The sequence below is a fragment of the Variovorax sp. CCNWLW225 genome (genome assembly GCF_037204045.1).
GTDB lineage: Bacteria > Pseudomonadota > Gammaproteobacteria > Burkholderiales > Burkholderiaceae_C > Variovorax.
In genome coordinates, this window is record NZ_JBBCBV010000001.1 from 672346 (window position 1) to 691222 (window position 18877).

At 64.8% G+C, this 18877-nt stretch carries 25 protein-coding genes and 1 tRNA gene; 5 read left to right on the forward strand and 21 right to left on the reverse strand.

What is annotated here, in order from left to right:
- Positions 1-10: 10 nt before the first annotated feature.
- The 16 genes from V9L20_RS03215 to V9L20_RS03290 all read right to left on the reverse strand — a co-directional run bounded on the left by V9L20_RS03215 (position 11) and on the right by V9L20_RS03290 (position 12065).
- A complete protein-coding gene (locus V9L20_RS03215; protein WP_258504941.1) occupies positions 11-919 on the reverse strand; it encodes a type II secretion system F family protein in 909 nt (302 codons plus the stop codon).
- Positions 920-931: 12 nt separating this feature from the next.
- A complete protein-coding gene (locus tag V9L20_RS03220) occupies positions 932-1924 on the reverse strand; it encodes a type II secretion system F family protein (protein WP_337295470.1) in 993 nt (330 codons plus the stop codon).
- 10 nt (positions 1925-1934) lie between these two features.
- Positions 1935-3308, reverse strand: a complete 1374-nt coding sequence (locus V9L20_RS03225; protein WP_337295471.1) for a CpaF family protein — start codon at positions 3306-3308, stop codon at positions 1935-1937.
- A gap of 54 nt (positions 3309-3362) precedes the next feature.
- The gene (locus V9L20_RS03230) at positions 3363-4514 is read right to left on the reverse strand and encodes an AAA family ATPase (RefSeq protein ID WP_337295472.1); all 1152 of its coding nucleotides are present in this window, start codon (positions 4512-4514) and stop codon (positions 3363-3365) included.
- Between the two features lie 19 nt (positions 4515-4533).
- Complete coding sequence (locus V9L20_RS03235; protein WP_126749168.1) at positions 4534-4962, reverse strand: TadE/TadG family type IV pilus assembly protein; 429 nt, start codon at positions 4960-4962, stop codon at positions 4534-4536.
- Positions 4959-5420: a TadE/TadG family type IV pilus assembly protein gene (locus V9L20_RS03240; protein WP_337295473.1), complete on the reverse strand. Its 462-nt coding sequence runs from the start codon at positions 5418-5420 to the stop codon at positions 4959-4961. Before V9L20_RS03240 ends, V9L20_RS03235 begins: the two co-directional genes overlap by 4 nt.
- A gap of 5 nt (positions 5421-5425) precedes the next feature.
- The gene (locus tag V9L20_RS03245) at positions 5426-6649 is read right to left on the reverse strand and encodes a Tad domain-containing protein (RefSeq protein ID WP_337295474.1); all 1224 of its coding nucleotides are present in this window, start codon (positions 6647-6649) and stop codon (positions 5426-5428) included.
- 48 nt (positions 6650-6697) lie between these two features.
- Positions 6698-6874 carry a Flp family type IVb pilin gene (locus tag V9L20_RS03250; protein ID WP_258504929.1) on the reverse strand — a complete coding sequence of 59 codons (177 nt, stop codon included), beginning with the start codon at positions 6872-6874 and terminating at the stop codon, positions 6698-6700.
- 94 nt (positions 6875-6968) lie between these two features.
- Complete coding sequence (locus V9L20_RS03255; RefSeq protein ID WP_258504927.1) at positions 6969-7154, reverse strand: Flp family type IVb pilin; 186 nt, start codon at positions 7152-7154, stop codon at positions 6969-6971.
- 86 nt (positions 7155-7240) lie between these two features.
- Positions 7241-7456 (reverse strand): Flp family type IVb pilin, encoded by a 216-nt coding sequence (locus tag V9L20_RS03260; RefSeq protein WP_337295475.1) that lies wholly within the window; start codon positions 7454-7456, stop codon positions 7241-7243.
- Positions 7457-7595: 139 nt separating this feature from the next.
- Entirely contained in the window at positions 7596-7877 is a 282-nt protein-coding gene (locus tag V9L20_RS03265) for a hypothetical protein (RefSeq protein ID WP_337295476.1), read from the reverse strand.
- A 28-nt stretch (positions 7878-7905) separates the two neighbouring features.
- Positions 7906-9408 carry a type II and III secretion system protein family protein gene (locus V9L20_RS03270; RefSeq protein ID WP_337295477.1) on the reverse strand — a complete coding sequence of 501 codons (1503 nt, stop codon included), beginning with the start codon at positions 9406-9408 and terminating at the stop codon, positions 7906-7908.
- A gap of 24 nt (positions 9409-9432) precedes the next feature.
- The gene (cpaB, locus tag V9L20_RS03275) at positions 9433-10275 is read right to left on the reverse strand and encodes a Flp pilus assembly protein CpaB (RefSeq protein WP_258504918.1); all 843 of its coding nucleotides are present in this window, start codon (positions 10273-10275) and stop codon (positions 9433-9435) included.
- Between the two features lie 42 nt (positions 10276-10317).
- Complete coding sequence (locus V9L20_RS03280) at positions 10318-10902, reverse strand: A24 family peptidase (protein WP_337295478.1); 585 nt, start codon at positions 10900-10902, stop codon at positions 10318-10320.
- Between the two features lie 37 nt (positions 10903-10939).
- On the reverse strand, positions 10940-11086 hold the full coding sequence (locus V9L20_RS03285; RefSeq protein ID WP_258504915.1) for a hypothetical protein: 147 nt from the start codon (positions 11084-11086) through the stop codon (positions 10940-10942).
- 268 nt (positions 11087-11354) lie between these two features.
- On the reverse strand, positions 11355-12065 hold the full coding sequence (locus V9L20_RS03290) for an SDR family NAD(P)-dependent oxidoreductase (protein ID WP_258504914.1): 711 nt from the start codon (positions 12063-12065) through the stop codon (positions 11355-11357).
- Between the two features lie 138 nt (positions 12066-12203).
- Between V9L20_RS03290 and V9L20_RS03295 the strand changes: the two genes are divergently transcribed.
- A tRNA-Lys gene (locus V9L20_RS03295) sits at positions 12204-12279 on the forward strand.
- Between the two features lie 313 nt (positions 12280-12592).
- Positions 12593-12877 carry a hypothetical protein gene (locus V9L20_RS03300; protein ID WP_258504913.1) on the forward strand — a complete coding sequence of 95 codons (285 nt, stop codon included), beginning with the start codon at positions 12593-12595 and terminating at the stop codon, positions 12875-12877.
- Between the two features lie 23 nt (positions 12878-12900).
- On the opposite strand, the gene V9L20_RS03305 is transcribed toward V9L20_RS03300, so the two are convergent.
- Positions 12901-14145, reverse strand: coding sequence for a glycerophosphodiester phosphodiesterase (locus V9L20_RS03305; RefSeq protein ID WP_337295479.1), 1245 nt, complete (start codon positions 14143-14145; stop codon positions 12901-12903).
- A gap of 186 nt (positions 14146-14331) precedes the next feature.
- On the opposite strand from V9L20_RS03305, the gene V9L20_RS03310 reads away from it, so the two are divergent.
- A complete protein-coding gene (locus V9L20_RS03310; RefSeq protein ID WP_337295480.1) occupies positions 14332-15741 on the forward strand; it encodes a GAD-like domain-containing protein in 1410 nt (469 codons plus the stop codon).
- 35 nt (positions 15742-15776) lie between these two features.
- Here V9L20_RS03310 and V9L20_RS03315 read toward each other — a convergent pair whose 3' ends face one another.
- On the reverse strand, positions 15777-16175 hold the full coding sequence (locus V9L20_RS03315) for a hypothetical protein (RefSeq protein WP_337295481.1): 399 nt from the start codon (positions 16173-16175) through the stop codon (positions 15777-15779).
- 225 nt (positions 16176-16400) lie between these two features.
- On the opposite strand from V9L20_RS03315, the gene V9L20_RS03320 reads away from it, so the two are divergent.
- Together V9L20_RS03320 and V9L20_RS03325 are read left to right on the forward strand one after the other, a co-directional pair.
- Positions 16401-16580: a hypothetical protein gene (locus V9L20_RS03320; RefSeq protein ID WP_157612912.1), complete on the forward strand. Its 180-nt coding sequence runs from the start codon at positions 16401-16403 to the stop codon at positions 16578-16580.
- Positions 16581-16694: 114 nt separating this feature from the next.
- The gene (locus V9L20_RS03325; protein WP_337295482.1) at positions 16695-17084 is read left to right on the forward strand and encodes a hypothetical protein; all 390 of its coding nucleotides are present in this window, start codon (positions 16695-16697) and stop codon (positions 17082-17084) included.
- An 8-nt stretch (positions 17085-17092) separates the two neighbouring features.
- Here the strand turns inward: V9L20_RS03325 and V9L20_RS03330 are convergent, their stop codons facing one another.
- The 3 genes from V9L20_RS03330 to V9L20_RS03340 are packed head-to-tail and all read right to left on the reverse strand — an operon-like array spanning position 17093 to position 18851.
- Positions 17093-17548 (reverse strand): acyl-CoA thioesterase, encoded by a 456-nt coding sequence (locus tag V9L20_RS03330; protein WP_337295483.1) that lies wholly within the window; start codon positions 17546-17548, stop codon positions 17093-17095.
- A complete protein-coding gene (locus V9L20_RS03335; RefSeq protein WP_258504903.1) occupies positions 17548-18075 on the reverse strand; it encodes a MarR family winged helix-turn-helix transcriptional regulator in 528 nt (175 codons plus the stop codon). The genes V9L20_RS03330 and V9L20_RS03335 overlap by 1 nt, the downstream gene beginning before the upstream one ends.
- A complete protein-coding gene (locus V9L20_RS03340) occupies positions 18075-18851 on the reverse strand; it encodes an SDR family NAD(P)-dependent oxidoreductase (RefSeq protein ID WP_337295484.1) in 777 nt (258 codons plus the stop codon). The genes V9L20_RS03335 and V9L20_RS03340 overlap by 1 nt, the downstream gene beginning before the upstream one ends.
- Positions 18852-18877: the final 26 nt, after the last annotated feature.

Here is an 18877-nt window from a genome sequence, read left to right on the forward strand (position 1 = left end):
CGTCGGGGCTTCAAAGCCCGCCACTGAGCATCGGCGAGATGATGCGAATCACCCGGATGGCCGCGGGCGTCAGGATGACCATCGAGATGCACGGAAAGATGCACAGCACCAGCGGCAGCAGCATCTTGGTCGGGACCTTCGCGGCAAGCTCTTCCGCGCGAACCTGGCGCTTGTGGCGCAGGTCGTCCGAGAACACGCGCAGCGACTCGCCCACGCTGGTGCCGAAGCGGTCGGCCTGGGTCAGCATGGTCGCGAAGGTTCCGATTTCTTCCACGCCGGTGCGAAGCGCAAGGTTGTGCAGTGACTTCTCGCGTGTGCCGCCGGCGCGCATCTCGAGATTGGTCCAGTGCAGCTCCTGCGCCAGGGCCTCGCTCTTGACGCGGATTTCCTCGGTGACCTTGACCAGCGCGGCGTCCAGCCCCAGGCCTGCCTCGACGCACACCAGCATCAGGTCGGCGGCATCGGGGAAATTCTCGAAGATGTCGCGTTGTCGCTCCTTGATCATCATGCGCAGCACGATGTTGGGCAGATAGCAGCCGAACAACGCCACCACCGCCAGCCACAGCAAGGTCGTGACTCCGTCGTCCGCGCCTGCCGCGCGTACCGCCACAAAGGCGAGCCCCGCAAAGCCCAGCGGCAGCAGCGTCTTCAAGCCGAAGTAGAAAAGGCTCGCGTCCGGGTGGCGGATGCCCGCGTTCAGGAACTTCAGCCGCAGCGGAGACGTCTCGCCATCGCCCGTGGGCGAAGACAGCTGGGCGAAAGGGCCGACGATCTTGACGGCGGTTTCGGTCCAGGCCGACTTGCCCGAAGAAGGCGCCACCGCCCTCAGGCGCTGCTCGGTGCGCGTGGGCAGCATCCAGACCGCGAATCCGCCGATGGCAAGAGACACGGTCACGAAAACGAGGATGGGAAGCAGCATGGCATTTCTCCTTCAGACACGAATCTTCACGATCTTGCGCAGGATCAGCACGCCGATCACCATCAAGCCCAGCATGTACTTCACTGCCGTGATGCCGATCGGATCGGTCCACAGCGGCGACATGAACTCCGGATTGAAGGTGTTCATGAGCACTGCAAGGGCGAAGGGCATAAGCCCGAGGATCCAGGCCGACAGGCGCCCTTCCGACGACAGCACCCGCACCCGCGCCAGCAGCTTGAGGCGGTCGCGGATGAGCTTGCTCAGGTTCCCGAGTACCTCGGTCAGGTTGCCGCCGGAGTCGCGCTGGATCAGCACCGACACCACGAAGTAGCGCAGATCGGTAAGCGGAACGCGCTCGCTCATGTTCGTGAGCGCCTGCTGCAGCGAAACGCCGAAGCCGACCTCGTCGGCCACCATGCGGAACTCCCCCGCAATGGGCTCGGACATTTCCTCTCCGATCATCTGCACGCTGCTCGCGAACGAATGGCCCGCGCGCAGTGCGCGCGTCACCAGGTCCAGCGCGTCCGGCAATTGCCGCTCCAGCTGGGCCAGGCGGCGGCTGCGTCGGTGATTCAGGTAGAGCAGCGGCACCGCCGCGCCGGCTGCGCTCACGAGCAAGGCGATCCAGGCGGGCTGGTTTGCGAGCGACACCATCGCCGCGAAAACGACCATGCCCGACAGCGCGCAGGCCAACAGCACGTGGGATACCGTCCACTCCAGCCCGGCCTGGAGAATGAAGCGGTCCAGGCGGTGGGCCCGCGGAAGCTTCAGCAGAACGCGTTGCATCCACGGTGCGTCGCTGAGCACCCGGTCCTTCACGAGCCGGGTTTGCGCAACGCGGTCGCTGGCGGCCGACAGCGCCTGCAGCCGCTTGCCGATCTTCTGCGCATCGGGGCCGCGGTATGCGCGCCAGAGCATGTAGAGGCCCTCGATCACCAGCAGCACCGTCACGAAGACCAGCACCGACAGGGTAATGAGCGTGTCGCCAACCAGGTTCTGGAACATGAGAGGCTCCTTATTCGTAGTGCTTGTCGGGATCGAACATGGTGTCGGGCAGCACCACGCCGAAGGAGTGCAGGCGCTCGACGAATTTCGGCCGCACGCCGGTGGCATGGAAGTAGCCGCGCACGCGGCCATCGGGGCCCATGCCGGTCTGGCGGAACGCGAAGATCTCCTGCATGGTGACCACCTCGCCCTCCATACCGGTGATCTCCTGGATGCTGGTGACCTTGCGCCGGCCGTCGACCATGCGCAGGACCTGGATCACGACGGTGATGGCCGATGCGATCTGCTGGCGCACGGAATGATGCGGAAGGTTCAGGTTGGCCATGCTGATCATGTTCTCCAGCCGCGCCAGCGCATCGCGCGGGCTGTTGGCGTGGATGGTGGTCAGCGAGCCTTCATGGCCGGTGTTCATGGCCTGCAGCATGTCGACCGCCTCTGCGCCGCGCACTTCGCCGATGACGATGCGGTCGGGCCGCATGCGCAGCGCGTTGCGCACCAGCGCACGCTGCGTGATCTCGCCCTTGCCTTCGATGTTCATTGGCCGGGTTTCCATGCGGGCGACGTGCGGCTGCTGCAACTGGAGCTCGGCCGCGTCCTCGATGGTGATGATGCGTTCGGTGACGGGAATGAAGCCCGACAAAATGTTCAGCAGCGTCGTCTTGCCGGCGCCGGTGCCGCCGGAGATCAGCATGTTGATCTTCGAGCTGGCCAGCCCCTCGAGCATCAGCGCCATCTGCGGCGTAAGCGTCTTGAGGTCGTCCACCAGGTTTTCCATCTTCAGCGGGATCTTCGCGAAGCGGCGAATCGACATCATCGGGCCGTCCAGCGCCACCGGCGCCACCACCGCATTGACACGCGACCCGTCCGGCAGCCTGGCATCGACCATGGGGCTGGATTCGTCGATGCGCCGCCCCACCAGCGAAACGATCTTGTCGATGATGCGCAGCAGGTGCTTCTCGTCGGTGAAGCTCACGTCCGTCAGTTCCAGCCGGCCCTTGCGCTCGACATAGATCTGGTCGTGCGAGTTGACCAGGATGTCCGACACGGTGGGGTCCGCCATCAGCAGCTCGATCGGCCCGAAGCCGAGCATCTCGTGCTGGATGTCGCGGATGAGCGTGCGCCGCTCGATATCGTTCAGCGCCTCGGGTTCTTCCTGCAGCAGCCGCGCAACCATCGTGGAGATCTCGTGGCGCAGCACCTCGGGCTTCAGGGTTTCGAGCACCGCCAGGTCGAAGCGGTCCAGCAGCTTCAGGTGCATTCGCTCCTTCAGGAGCTTGTAGGAGTCCGAGGCAAAGGATGAAAGCGCGGCATCGGCCACGGGTAAAACCGTGGGGCGCGCGACCGGCTCGGCTTCGATCGCATTGAGCTGTTCTCTGAATGACATGTGGACCTGCCTTGCTGTTGGAGGAAGAAGATTCGCGGCGATGCAAAGCGGGCGTCAGGCGCGGCGAAAGAGCCGGCCGATGAAGCCCGGCGCTTCTTTCTGGCGCGGACTGAGCGTGTGGGCAATTTCAACCAGCCGCTTGCAGAGCGCACTGCCGCGCGACATCTCCGCCAGCGGCACGCCGCGGTTTATCGAGGCGTCCACGTCCTTGCCGCCGTCGGGCACGCTGACCAGCGTGGCCCCGCCGAGTGAACGGCGCATATCGGACAAGCCGATCTCCGTGCCGCCCGCGCTGCGGTTGACCAGCAGCTCGACCTTGCCGGCCGGGTAGCCGAGCGACTTGAACATCTGCATGAGACGCGTCACGTTGCGGATGTGCGGGAGGCTGGGCTGGAGCACGGGAAAGATACGGTCCGCGCGGTCCATCACGCGAATGGCGAGCGGATCGACGCGCAGGCCGAGGTCGAACAGCACGAAGTCGTACTGCGCCACGGCCACCTGCAGGATGGCATCGATGTGCTCGGCCTTGACCTCGAGGGCGCGGGAAAGGTCTTCAGGCGCGGCAAGAATGCTGAAGCCCGGCGCCACCTTCACCGCGCTTGCGGCAAGCAAGGACGCATCGAGCCGGCCGATGTCGCGCGCCACGTCGGCCACCGTGGAAGTGGGCCGCAGGTCGGACACATAGGAAAGCGCATCGCCGAACTGCAGGTTCAGGTCGATCAGCAGCACCGAGCGGCGCATCGAGAGCTGATGCCCGATGTTGGTCGCAAGAAAGGTGGCGCCGCTGCCGCCCTTGCACGGCATGAACGCCACCACCTGCCCCGGCTCGCGCGCCTGCGTGCCGGCCATCTTGAGCGCAATGCGCTCCACGGCCGCCTCCAGCGCCGCGGGCTCGGGCGGCGAAGGCAGCACTTCGCGCACGCCCGAACGCATGGCAAGAATCAGGAACTCCGGCGTCTGCATGGCGCACAGCAGCACCACCGCAATCGCGGGATGGCGCATGGTGAGCTGCTCCACCATCGCCAGCTCATGAGGGTCGCAGCACATGCCGTCCACCAGCAGGAGCTCGGGCGCCGATCGTTCGACCACCCATTGCATGCGGCTCTTGCCGCCTTCGAACGGCGAGACCACATGGGAGCGGGCCTCGAGCACCTTGCGCATGTCCTGCAGATGGCCGGCATTGGGGGAGATGATGGAGATCTTCATGGCGGGTTCCGTTTCGTCTCTACGAGCAAATGGTCGGGCTGTGGGGGTCCTTGCGCATCACTTCGCGCGGCAGGAAGGTGGAAAAGCTCGGCATCGGGATGAGCGGCGCAGCGGCACCGACGATGGGCGAGATCCATTGGTAGTTGAGCCCGGTGATGCCCACCGTGACGCCCTGGCAGGTGGCGGCCGTGCAGCTGGCCGGTGTCCAGGCCACGCTCACCGCGGTGATCTGCGGCAGCAAGGCCTGCATGCGGGCCAGCACCAGCGCCTGCTGGGCGGTATCGTCGCAGACCACCGCATAGCGCGCGCCGGCACGCGTGGCCTCGCTGGCCATGCTCCATGTGAACAGCATGCGCGAAAAGTCCACGATGCCCAGCAGCAGCATGAGAAAGATGAGCAGGCCCAGCGCAAACTCCACGGTGGTCGCCCCCGATGTGCGGTGTCTCATGATGGAGCCCTCATGGTGGCGGTGATGTCGCTGAAGACGATGTTGCCGTTCGCATCGGCAAACACCACGCCCATCACCGACGGAAAGAGCGAATGGAAGGTGTAGCTGCTGATGCGCACGGTCACCGTGGTGATGAGCGGGTTGGCGCCCGCTGCCTGCCAGGTGCAGCAGCTGTCCGCGGGCACATTCGAAAGGCTCAGGCCGCGCGCGAGCGGCGTGCCGGTGCCGGCGGTGTTGCCAAACACCATCAGGTTGCGCGCCTCCGTGATGTGCGTGCCTGGCGTCTGGACCGACAGGTAGCGAACCGCATCGCGCGTCGACTTGACCACCAGGTTGTATTCGTACATCGCCCGTCCGAACTCCGTCGTAATGAAGGTGAGCAGCAGCAGGAGCGGCGTGATGAGCGCCAGCTCGACCAGCGCCGCGCCGCGCTGCTTGTGGTTCGTAGGCCTTTTCATTCGCTTCACCTCACCAGAACGGGCACCAGGGGCCCGGCCGTGCCACCGGCGAGTCCGCTGGTGGTGCAGGGGCTGCCGGCCGCACCCGCATTGCCGCGGAACTCGAGCCATGTGTCGCTCATCGGAATGGTCAGCGGCTGCAGCATCAACATGCAGGCGTAGTCGATGACACGTCCGCCGCCGTCGATCACCGGCACGGTGACCACACGCCGGTCCAGCCCATATTGCTTGTGGCCTCCGGCGACGTTGCCGGACGCGGCCAGCTTCTGGAAGCTGTTGAGCGAAAGCCCGGTGAGGTCTTCGCAGTCCTTCACCTTGCCGGTGTCGATGCAGGACGCGAAGGCGGCGCGCTTGGCAAGGAAGTCGCCAAAGGCATTGGACTGCGCGGGCCAGGTGACGGCGGTATAGGCATAGCCCGTGTAATCAGGCCGCTGCACGCTGGGGTCGCCGCTGTTCTTGTAGATGCCGAAGCGCTGGTTCCAGACATCGACCACCGAGGTCTGCACACCGGGCGTGCCGAGTGTGTCGCCCACTTTCGTTCCGCAATGATTGTTCAGCTCCGATTCCGTTTCCGAGGCGCTGTTGCTGCCGTCGAGATTGGCCCAGCCGATCTCTCCTCCGGCGGATGCGTTCTGCGCCTGGATCAGCTTCACCCAGTCGCCCACGCTGAGCCCGTAGTTCGGCGCAACGCCTCCGGCCTTCGGCTTGAGTGCGACCGGGATCGGGCAGGTGGTCTGCGCACTGGCCCGTGTGGCCACTGCGCTGGCGAAGACGCTGCCTGTCGCAGGATAGGCAGCGGCATTGCCGGAGAAGGCCCCCATGGCCTTCATGAGCCAGATGACGATATTGGGCTGGGTGTGTACGCACTGCGCATAGGCGGCCACTGCGGGGTCGACCGTGGGCGCATACGAGGCATCGCGGAACGTGATGTCGGCGAGGACGAGCTGGCCCTCCCCGCTCCAGGTGGCCGACTGCATGTTGACCCGGTTCGCGTTACCGGCGGTCTGGCCCGCGCTTTGGGCCCGCGTGATCGCGTTGCCCTGCTTGTCGAGCTCGCGCGCGGCGGCCAACGCGCAACTGTCCACGGCGGTCTGCAATTCAGTCCGCACCACGAACAGGTGGCCGAAGTCCAGTGCAATGCCCATGAATCCGAGGAGGAACAGCAGGACCAGTGCAGTGGTGATGATCATTGCGCCGCGCTGGCGGCGGCCGGGGTGGCGGACTTGCATGATCGGCTTCCTGTGCAATGGTGGCGGTTCAAGAAAAAACTCTGCGCTTTATTCGCACTCCACGCCGCCGAGGCAGGTGAAGACGCGATCGACGAAATCGCTGAGGCTGGTGCCTGTTGCCAGTGGCTGCAGGGCGATGATCAGCAGGATCGAGATCACCGCGATGAGCAGTGCGTACTCCACCACCTGGGCGCCGCTTTCTTCCTTCAGAAAGGACTTGAACATGGGACTACTCCTTTTGTGTCTTGAGAAGAAGGCGGACCTGACAAGAAGTGAGCCGGCGAGCGTGAGACATGCCACGGTTCGCCCGCCCAGCGACTTACACGCACCCGCCAGTCGTCGAAGTCAGGCAAGTGACAACACGGCCGATGAAGGTCGAGAAGCTGCCGTTGCTGTCGGTGAGCGCCTTCAATGCAACCACCAGTGCGATCGAGACGACCGCGATGATCAGCGCGTACTCCACGACTTGAGCACCGCTCTCGTCCTGCAGGAATGACTTGAACATGGGACTACTCCTTTTCATTGAGATGAATGCAGATCTGGTCAGTGAGCCGGCGAGCACGGGGTTTACCGGCTCGCCCGCCCAGCGACTTACACGCAACCGCCAGTTGTCGAAGTCAGGCAGGTTGTCACGCGACCGATGAAGGTCGAGAAGCTGCCGTTGCTGGCGGTAAGCGCCTTCAGTGCAACGACCAGCGCAATCGAAACGACCGCGATGATCAACGCGTACTCGACGACTTGGGCGCCGTCTTCGTCGCGCAGGAAGCTGCCGGTGGATTGGCCGATGGCCTGGAGAAGGTTTTTCATGGTTCTTTCCTTTCGAGGTTTGAACAGTTGGAAATCAGGTTTGAAGAATTGACGGGTGGGGACGAAAGTTGATTGAGATTCGTGGTGCTCTCCTTTCCATCTGAAGACTCTGTGGAACAAATCCGCAAAAAGGATGCAGTCACTTCGCCGAGCCGCCGATCTGGCCGCCGATGTTGATGACGTTCACCGCCGGCGGTGGCACCTTGTAGGACTCGTGGTACTGCTTCATCGACTCGCTCGCCGAGCGGCCGTCCATGCCGGCAACCGGATTCCCGTCCTTGCCCGCATCGGGATTGAGGGTCATCTTCTTTCTGGCATCGCGCACCGCATCGCCAAAGCGCGCGTCGTAGTTCGGCGTGACGTGGGAGCATCCGGTGCCCAGCAGCAGCGTCAGCGCGAGAGTGGTCGACTTGATGAACATGGTGTGCTCCTGGCTGGTGTCATTGGGGTCATTGGGTATTGCCGGCCGGTGCAACCGGTGCCGGGGTGGCGCTTTCGAGGCTGCCGTTCAGGTAGACCTCGGCGCGGCTCGGAACGACGTGGTTGTCGGTCGGAACGCGGGGCACCTCGGCGAGCGGCCGCACCAGGCGCGGCGTGATCACGAACATCAGCTCGGTCTGGTCGTTCTGGAACTCGGTGCTGCGGAACAGCGCGCCCATCACCGGCACTTCGCCCAAACCGGGGTAGCGCTTGATGGACTCGGTCACGTTGCTCTTGATGAGCCCCGCAATGACGAAGCTCTGCCCGTCGTTGAGCTGCACGGTGGTATCGGCGCGGCGCACCGTCAGCGAAGGCAGCACGGCGGTCACGCCGGTGACGGTGGTAAAGGGCGAGCCGGTCTGCGACAGGTCGGACACCTCCGAGACCATCTTGAGATTGACCCGGCCGCCGTTGAGCACGGTCGGGGTGAACTTGACCCCGATGCCGAACTCTTTTTCTTCCAGCGTGATGTTCGTTCCACCGCCGCCGGCGGCGCTCTGCGCAACCGGAATGAAGATCTTTCCGCCCGACAGGAAGCTCGCCTGCTGGCCGCTGATGGCCATGATGTTGGGCTCCGCCAGGATGCGCACCAGGCCGTCGTCCTTCTGGCCGTCGATGCCGATGGACGTGCGGCCGATCCTCAGCGCCTCGATCAGGCCCCCGCCCCCGCTCAGGAAGCTGGAGATCAGCGAATAGCTGTCGCGGCCGCCGCTGCCCGAGCGGCTCAATCCGACGCGCGCGCCCAGCCGGTCCAGCAGGGTCTTGCTGATCTCGGCAATCTTGACTTCGAGCATGACCTGCTGCGGCGCCGTGACCCGCAGCAGGTTCACGACCTTCTTGCCGTCGGCACCGTAGGCCATGGCCAGGCTCATCACGTCGTCGAGCTTGAGCGCGTCGCTGATCTCGCCGGTGAGCACGATCGATTTCTCCGCGCTGCGCACGCGGATGCGGTTCTCTTCAGGCATCAGCTCGGCGAGCTTCGACTGCAGTGCGCCCGGATCGATGGTGACGACCACGTCCTTGATGTAGCAGGTGCCGTCGGTGCTTTGCAGCACGACGTTCATCGAGCCGGCCTGGCGCCCGCGGAAGAAGAGATCGTTCGGGCTCAGCAGCATCACGTCGACGTCGGCCACGCCGTCGCCTGCGTTCGCGGTCGTGGGTGCCGCCGCTGCGGGCTGCCCTGCCGGCGCCGCGGCCGGCGCGCGGTTCGGTGGCTGCCCACTGACCACGATGCGCGCCACGCGCGCCTTGAGCGGAATGACCACCGACTTGCCGAGCACCGCGTAGGTGGGCTGGTCGTCCGGAATGATGGCCGTGCAGCGGCGCATGGCGGGTGCGGCGGCCGGCGCGGGTGCCGAGGGTGCCGCAACAGGCGCCGGAGCCGGGGCTGCGAGCTCCGCCGCAAACCCGGGCGTCGCCAGGGCCGTGAGCGCCGCCAGCAGCCAGGCGGGTGAAGAAGAGAGATATTGCACTTGTGGTTCCTCCGGACTGGGTGATCAGAAGCAGGTGAGCGAGCGGGCTGCGTGCTGGATCACTTCCACGCATTCGGATTGCCGCAACGCCACGGGAGCCGTACGCGGCACTCGCGCAGGGGCCGGCCGGGCTGCCACGGTGGTGGCGATCGGCAGGATTTCCTTCTCGCCGAACAACTGGCCCTTGGTGATGCCCGCTGTGGCCACCGTGGTCTTGTCCATCTGGTTGCGCAGCACCAGCGAGAGGGTTCCCACGCTGCGCGCCAGGTCGAGCTTTTCGGAGTCTTCGAGCGAGAGCTCCAGCGTCACGGCGCTGACCACCTTCGGCTTGGTGTCGTCGCGGTTGGCCTCTTGCGCCACGGCCAGCACCAGCACTTTTTCGAGCACGGTCTTGCTGATCTGGCGGCCCTCTTCGCCGCGGTTCTTGTCCTGCTGCGCGTTGACCATCACGTCGACGTAGTTGCCCGGCAGCGCAAAGCCCGCCACGCCGACCACGTCGTTGACCCGCACGGTCATCGCGCGCTTGCCGCTGGCAATGACCGCCGAGAGCCCGCCCTGCGTGCCGACCGGCGCGAGCTTGCCTTCGAGGATGGCCTCGCCGCGCAGCACGCCGACCTTGACCACGCGGTCTTCGAGCGACTTGGCATCCGTGAACGAACCGGGTGGCAGCGAGCCGCTCGGCCAGTCGACCAGCGACAGCATCTGGGGATTGACCCGGCTGCCCAGTTCGATGTCGACCGCGGCCACCACCACCTTGTTGGATGCGATGCCTCCCTGTCGGGAGACCCAGCCCGCTGCGTAGACCGCGGCCGCCAGGCCGGTCAGGAGGGCCAGCAGAAGCAGCCCGAGCGCCTTGATGTTTTTCATGCGAATCTCCGCCGTGGATGAATGGATGAGGGATGGGACGGGCTAGACGAAGCCCAACTGATGCGCCAGGACCTGTGCAATCGTCCCCACGCAAATGCAGATGCCGTAAGGCAGTTTTCCGATGGATTGCCGCGTGTCGATCGCGCCGCTCGGCCGGATGCCCGCAATGCCGGAGACGACGATGCCCTGCGCCGCGCCCTTGACGTTGGCCAGCATGTGGCCCAGACGGCGCCGGTGAATCGCCACCGCCACGGCCGCGAAGCCGCCGGCAATGCAGGTGAACAGGATGGCCTGCAGCGTTTGCTGGGGACCGAGAAACGCGCCGACCATCGCCATCAGCTTGACGTCGCCCGCGCCCATGATCCGCAGCACATAGAACGGCAGCATGATCGCGAAGCCGGTGCCCAGCCCGCCCAGCGCGTTCATCGCGCCTGTCATCGGCGTACGCGCCGCGAAGGTGCCGTAGATGATTGCGAACACCGCGCCGCCGAAGGTGAGCCAGTTGGGAATGCGGTAGAAGCGCACATCGCTGACCGCGGCCATCACCAGGAGAACGAAGAGCCCGCCCATGCGGAAGTCCGACGCCAGGAGCATCAGCAGATCGAGGAAAGCGTCGAGTTCCGTCATGAGGTCTGTGCTCCGTATGGACAGGGTCAGTGGCACTTCAGGCGCTGCGCCGTATCGCCAGCAGCAGGAGCAGGCACACAACCAGCACCAGCGCGCCGATGAGCGCAAACTCCATGAACGACATGCCGGCGTCTTCACGCAGCAGGTTCATGAAGGTTCTTGGCAGCAGTTCGATCGGTTCCATGCGTGTTCTCCAGTGAGGTAGCCAACCGGCGCCGCCTTTCATCCGAACCGGATCGAAGCGTTTTGCCGTGGAGTCACTGTAGAAATTGCGCGCTCTGCGCACATGAGCGATGCGCCCCTTCTGGAGGGAGACAATCGCCCCGCCCCCGCCCGCCGCACCCATGACAAAGCGCCTGCCTCGCTTGGCGGCTGTCTTTGCGGCGGCGCAAAGCAAAACGCCCTGGCGTTGCGCCAGGGCGTTTGTTCATTTGTGAATCAGGTGCCGCGCGTCAGGTGTCGAGCGTCAGGTGCTGTCCGTGCAGCGCCGCGGCGGCGGGCGATGCCAGGAAAGCGATGGTCTGCGCGGCGACCGAAGTCGACACCCATTCCGCCGGATTCGCGTCAGGCATGGCCTGCCGGTTGGCCGGCGTGTCGAGCACGCTGGGCGCAACGCTGTTGACGGCCACGCCATGCGGTGCGGCTTCGGCGGCCATGGCTTCCACCAGCCGCTGCAGCGCGCTCTTCGATGCGATGTAGGCTGCCATGGCAGGCAGGCCGCGCGCCGCCACCTTGGCGGTAACCGCAACGATGCGCCCGGCGCCGCGCTCGATCATCGAAGGCAGCACCGCCTGCGTGACCGCAACGAAAGACCAGGCGTTGAGGTTCATCATCCGGTCCCAGCTTGCGCGCGAGAGCGAATGGGTCGCCTCGCCCATCTCGAAGCCGCCGGCAATGTGAACCAGCGCATCGATGCGGCCGAAAGCCTTGAGCGCCTGGCCCGACAGGTCCGCCATTTCGGACGGCGACGTCACGTCTCCCGCGAGCAGCAGGTGCTGCGAATTGTCCAGGCCCGGAAAGACCTCGTTCAAATGGTCTGCGCGGTGATCGATCAACGCAAGGCGGGCGCCCTGCGCAAGAAAATGCTGGGCCACCGCGCGGCCCAGTGCACCCGCGGCCCCGGTGATCACGACATGCGGCAGCTCGGTGATTGGATCGGTCATGGAAAATCTCCTTGGTTGAGGGCCAGGCCCGTCGATGATGGCGAATCCTACCGCCGCCCCGCACAAAATCGTTGAGCCCCGGAATTTTTACGCTATACTTGCGGTCTTGCCTAAAAACGCACAACGTTTTGAGCGCAAGGGCTCTTAGCTCAGTTGGTAGAGCAGCGGACTCTTAATCCGTAGGTCGAGTGTTCGAGTCACTCAGGGCCCACCACCAACACCAGAAGTAGCGCGGTTCCCGCGCTATTTTTTTGCCGGGACTGTTCTGCAATCGCCGACGGTCTTCTGCAAGAAAGAAAAAAACCTCCCGCTTCACTGCAGGGAGGTTTTTTCTTTTTTGGCCTCCGCACTTGCAACTCCGTGCAGCGGATTCGCCAACCGCCTCTCCAGCCCACTTCCCACGGGGCGCTCACCGCTTCCTGAGAGGCGGCGGCCACATGCGAAAAAGTCACATTTTTTACCGCACACCCGCACACAGATGAGCATGGCAAGGCGGATGCTGCGGACTTTTACCGGAGGCCGATGCAATGCTCAATCAAGTCATTCACAACGCGACCATCACATTGCAATTGCCGCTCGACATGAGCGCCAGCGGCGAGATCGCTGCGCTTCGATCGGCGGGAATTCCGGTCGACGAGCTGGGCAATGCAACGTCCGGCTATCTGTTCGTGCGGACCACGGGCCGCGGAGACCACCAGACCAACACCTTTCGATGGTTTGCCGCCGGCATCGGCCTGGCACCCGCGGTTTCGGTTCCGAGTCAGCCGATGCCGGTCGCTTCTGCAGTCGCCGAAGAAGCACCGGCCTGGTGACCGATAGGGGCGGACCCTCTGCCTCAATCGTTGTTGCGCTCGCACTTGCGCGAGTTGACCAGGCAGCCGGCGTAGTCAGGGTCGTGCTTGAGCAGGAACATCGCACGCGCAGCCACTGCCGTGTCCGCGAAATCGCTGAACAAGCCATCAACGCCGGCCTCGTAGAACGCGAGGTACTCGTTGACGGGGTTGCCGCCGAAGCTGCCGGTCAGCCGCTTCTGCTCGCTGCGGAAGGTGTACGGATGCACCAGCAGTCCCAGCCGATGCGCATTCGCGATCACGTCGGTGGGCGGCAGCAGCACGCGATCGCGATCGTCGACCACGCCGTCGCCCGTCACGTCGGCGCACGCGCCGTTCTGCACCGACTTGCAGGCGCTTGAAATCAGGTACGGCTTCCAGGGCCCGATACCGTCCGCATAGCCCCTGACCTCTTGCAGGCCGCGGGGCGTCACCAAATCCTTGAACTGGCCGTCGCGGTTCGACACGACCCAGTCGTAGGGCTTGTCGTAAGGCTTGCTGAAGTCCAGCGAGCCGTCGGGCTTGACGTCATTCGCGTCCACCAACTGGATTAGCCGCACGCTCGTCTTGCTGCGCAGATAACGAAGATTGGCGGTTTCGAACGACTGGATGAAGACCGGCGCATTGCGCTGGTTCCAGCCCGCGGCACTCAGCACGGCCAGAAGGCGGTCTTCCAACGGAAGCCCGATGGCCTGGTGATAGGTCGGATGCTTGGTCTCCGGATAGATGCCGATGCGCCTGCCCTCTTCGCGCGACTTGCGCTTGGCCAGGTCGATCACCTCGGTCAGCGTCGGAACCTGGAACCTGCCGTTGAAGGATTGGTCGCGCTCGGGAAAAGACTGCACCGCGCGCAGTTGCTTGATCTCGGCCAGGGTGAAGTCGCTGGCAAAGAAGCCATCGGTCGGAACGCCGTCGAGCACCACCGTGCGCCGGCGGTTTGCGAACTGCGGCAGGTCCTTCACGTTGGTGGTGTCGATGAGGTTGGGCTCGTGGCGCGCGATCAGGTGGCCATCCTTCGTGGCGACAAGGTCGGGTTCGATGTAGTCGGCGCCCAGAGAGATGCCCAGCGCGTAGGCCTCGAGCGTGTGCTCGGGCAGGTAGCCGTTGGCGCCGCCCCGGTGCCCGATGACCAGCGGCGCGTTGTCGGCGCGTCGGCGCGCGCGTTCTTCGTGCGCGGTGGCCGGTGTGGCGGCCACAAACAACATGCCCAGGCCGAGCATGGCTGTGCAGATCTTCTTCAGGTGGTTCAAGGCAAGTCTCCTGGTTGGTGTGCGAGCGGAACTTAGGCGCCCTGCGTGACAGGCCGGTGAATCGGCCTTGGGGCCGCGCGGTCATCGGGTGCGGATCATGACGCGCCGGTTTTGCGTGCGCAATCCCCAGGGGAGCCGACTCACGCAGAATCCGGGCTCATCGCATTCTTGAGAAAACGGAAGTCCATGTTCGGTCGAATCAAGCTCCATCCATTCATCAAGGCGAACCCGCCGCATGCCGGCTGTGTGCCCGCCACGCAGGAGCTGCTGCAAAGGTATGAAGGCCGGCTGCCCGCGGCAATGCTCGAGCTCTGGCGCAAGCACGGCCTGGGGCTGTACGGACACCGGCAGCTCTGCCTGATCGATCCGGATGCATGGCAAGCCACGCTCGACCGGTGGATCGTTGCTTCGCCACAAGATACCGTGGTGCGAGTGCCGTTTGCGATCACGCCGTTCGGCACCCTGCTCTTCTACCGGAAGCTCACCGCAACGGACGAGGACGTGGCAACGCTGAACCCCGTCACGCGCAGCACCAGCATCCTCAGTTGGGACGCGGTGGATTTCTTCAACAGCGTGCTGAGCGATGCGGACTCTGTCGATGAATTCATCCGCCCGGACATGCTCGAAACAGCGCAGCGCGAAACCGGCCCGCTTGCGGCCGGCGAGGTCTACTACGTCGATCCGATGCTGCTGTCCATGCAGATGCTCAAGATCGTCAAGACCGATGCGCTGGCGCTCCACCAGAAGCTCCGCGCGGAGGTCGATCGCGAAAGCGCCCCGCCTGCATCGCCGCCCAACAGCGTTTACGCGGCCATGCCCGCAGAATACCGCGAGGCCTTCGAGAACACGGAAAGAGACAGCGACCGCCCAAGCGGACTCTTCCTGTCGACCTACATCGACTGGCGCCGGCTGCTCGCGCTCGACGGCAATGGCGGCTACCAACTGCTGTTCTGGGAGAACGACGAAAAGACGGGCGAGGCAGTGGGCGTGCGGCACTACAGCGGACCGTACGAGGTCGTCGAAACAGACGGCGGCGCCCGCCTGATGCAGCTCGACGTAGAGCTGAACGACGATTCACTCGGCAGCGATGCCAACGACGAGCGCTTGTACGTCATGCAAAGCGGCGGCGAATCGTGGCTGCTGCAAGAAGGTGCCATCGAAGACATCGCAACGTCCATCGGTGCCGATGGAACGATGGGCCGGTCTGAACACTACTTTCGGCCCGTGCGGTTGAGCGATCCCTTTCCTGCCGACGAGCCCGACGGAACGACCGCCCCGCCCTTCGAAGACCTGCCGGCCGCACTGCAAGCCCTCCTTCACCGCGAACCGCTGCGGGCCACGATCATCGAGGTCAGTGCAGAAAGCGATCCCGAAGAATCGACCGTGATGGTCAGGGTGAACCTGGGAAGCAACCACGGCCTGCGGATGAACATGCCGCTCATGTCGCCCAAGGGCAGCCCGCGCGAGCTTTACGGCTGGGTGTGGGAGATGGACGCCGATAGCTGCGGGGTCGGCATCGAAGTGGCGCACGACTCGGCCGGTGCAATCGTCGACGGGCCGCAGATAGGGGACGTGCTTGTTACCCGGGCGGATTGAACAGCCCCTCGCCGCTTACCGTGGCCAGCGGTCCTTCAACCCACCATCCACCCTTCGACAAAGCGCGACAACAGTTCGCGCTTCTCGCCCACTTCCGCAATCAGGTATTGCCGGGCATGCTGCTGGGCCAGTTCGCTCGCCAGGAACCATTGCTCGCGCGTATCGTCGCCCTGCGGAGGCGGCTTGCCCCAGATGGCGCTTTCGCCGAGAAAAGCCTCCGTGACCGGCAGGCGCCCGTCGGTTCGGCCCAGTTCCGACAGCGGGTTGGGCGGCCCGCCGAGGTCGACGCGGACGTGAACGGCATCGCCTTCCACGTCGATGGATGCACCCAGCCCGCCCGCCTGGAGCACACTCCACAGTTGTTCGGCGGAAGCGTGGCGAACCCAGCTTTCCAGCGCCCGCTTCAGGCTTTCAGTGATGATTTCTTTGTCCATACGGCAATATTTCACACTTTTCTAAAGTGATTTCACCAGCATCCGGCCCTGTCCCGCGCCGAAAAGGCGATTGGCATGGCATCTTGCGGGTTGCTGTCATGCATCGCAAGAAGAACAAGAACTCCGGCGACAGGGGCGCATAAAGTTTCGAAGCTCAAGCTCGTTGCACCCGCCTCGGCGGGTATTTTTTTGTTCCGCCCCGCGGGCTACGCTATATTTCCTGTCATGGAAAAGGCGTCAGACTTAGGCAAACCCACTGTTCCCATCGACCTGATCGGTCCGGAGCACTGGGCCCGTTCAAGCCGCCGCAGCGGCCGCACCACCAAGGTGATCTGCCTGATCGTCGGCGGCCTTGCAACCGCCGGGATCATCGCCTACGGCGTCTTCGGGGGCTTCAGCCGCTGAGCCTGCCGCTCTGGGGGCTGCCGCTTCCCTACTCTTTCGGGCTGTAAATAGTGTTTACGGCACCGTCGACAACCGGGACAATCGTTCTCGTCCCCTCGTCGTCGTTTTCAAACAGTGCCCAATCTCACCGTCGCGCGCCGCCGCAATGTTCTTGCGCTGCACCGCCGCTTTCTCGAAGGGGCCATTGCAGCCGGCCTGCCCGCCAAGGGGCTGGACCAGGCCTTTGCCAGGAAGATCGAAATCTCCCCCAGCATGTGGAGCCAGATCAAGAGCTCGCGGCCGATCGGCGACACCCTGGCGCGGCAGATCGAGCGGCACTGCGAAGTAGAAACTGGCTGGCTCGACGAGGAAGACCGCGCCTCCGAAGTGCCCGACGCGGCTGAAGAGCGCTTCATTGCGGCCGCGCGCGAGGCCTGGCGCCAGGCCAACGCAAAGGGGAAAAAAGAGCTCAGCGGCTGGCTCAAGCAGCGCGCACACGGCGCTGGCGAAGAGCCGCCGGCCTGAGCCTTTTCTTAGGCAACAGAAGAAGGCGACATGCGCAGGATGGCCGCGCGCAAGTCTTGCGGAATTTCCACCGCGCGATGGCTCTCGAGCGAAGTCGTCACCAGCACCTGCTTCACCTGCATGCGCAGTTCACCGCCGGCCGGCTCGAAGCAGCGCAGGACGAGCGAGATCGAGCGCGAACCCAGCCGCTCGACCGACAGGCCGAGCGCCACCTGGTCGCCCATGCGGCTCACCGCGCGAAAGTCGGCCTCCAACCGCACCGTGGGCAAGCCGACGCGCCGCTCCGAGATGAGCGCGTGGTAGTCGATGCCGAGCCCTTCGCTCACCCAGTCTTCCACCAGCCCGTTGAGCATGACGAAGTACTGCGGGTAGAACACGATGCCCGCCGGATCGCAGTCGGAAAAGCGGATCATCCGCGTGCGGCGGAAATCGGCCTGGGGCGCTTCCTTCTGGCTTGCGGTCATCAGCCCTCCTCGCCCGAGGGCTCGCTGCGCATCACGTGCACGCGAAGCTGCCCGAGTTGCGCATGCATCTGCTTGACGGTCTTCATGTCGAGGCCCGAGAACATTTCGAGAATCCATTGCTCGTGCTCCTTGGCCATGGTCTCGAAGCTGGCGCGGCCCTTGGGCGTGAGGCTCACGATCCACGAGCGGCGATCGTCGGGGCTGTGTGCGCGCGCCACCACGCCGTCGCGCTCGAGCTCGTCCGTGAGGCCGGTAACGTTGCCGCCCGTCACCATCAGGTAGCGCGACAGCACGCGCATCTTCAGGCCCTCTTCGTAGCGATAGAGCTGCGCCATGTAGTCGAAGCGCGCCAGCGAAATGCCGAAGCGCTCGCGCAGCCGGCGCCGAATTTCGGCCTCGATCTGCGTGGTGCTTGCGAGCATGCGCAGCCACAGCTTGAGCATGGCGTGGTCTTCACGGCCCGCGCGCGCCTCGTGGCCGAGTTCTTCGGCATCGCTGAGCGCGGCGTGCGAGGCATCGTTGCGCATTACATGACCTCCCCGCCGGAAACCGATACCGACTGCCCGGTGACGGAGGCCGCGCCCTCGCCGCACAGCCAGCGCACCGCATCGGCCACCTCGGCGGGCTGCACGATGCGCCGCTGCGGATTGACGTTGGAAAACTCGGCCAATGCATCGGCTTCGCTGCGGCCGGTCTTGCCGACCACGTTGGCGACGCTCGCGCGCAGGATGTCGGTGTCGGTATAGCCGGGGCATACCGCGTTCACCGTCACGCCCTTGCGGGCCACTTCGAGCGCCAGCGAGCGCGTGAGGCCGATCACGCCATGCTTGGCCGCTGTGTAGGCGGCCACATAGGCATAGCCCTTCTGGCCGGCGGTGCTCGCAATGTTGACGATGCGGCCCCAGCCCGCCTCGAGCATGTCGGGCAGTGCCGCCTGCGCGCACAAGAAGCTGCCCGTCAGGTTGACCGACAGCATGCGCTGCCACAGTTCGACCGAGGTCTTGAGAAAAGGCGCGCTTTCGGCGGCGCCGGCGTTGTTCACCAGGATTGCGATGGGCCCTCGCCCGGCGCGTGCCTGCGCGAAGGCGGCCTGTACCGCTTGCGCATCGGCCACGTCGGCGGCCACGACACCATGGCCTTGGCCCTGGAGCGAGGCGGCCACGCGCTGGAGCGAATCGATGTCGCGCCCGAGCAAGGTCAGCGTAGCGCCTTCGGCGGCGAGGGTGCGGGCGATTTCGGCTCCGATGCCGCGCGCGGCGCCAGTCACCAGGGCGTGGCGGCCGGTCAATGGATTTGCATGCATACCTGAAATGTTTAGTTCTGAACTAT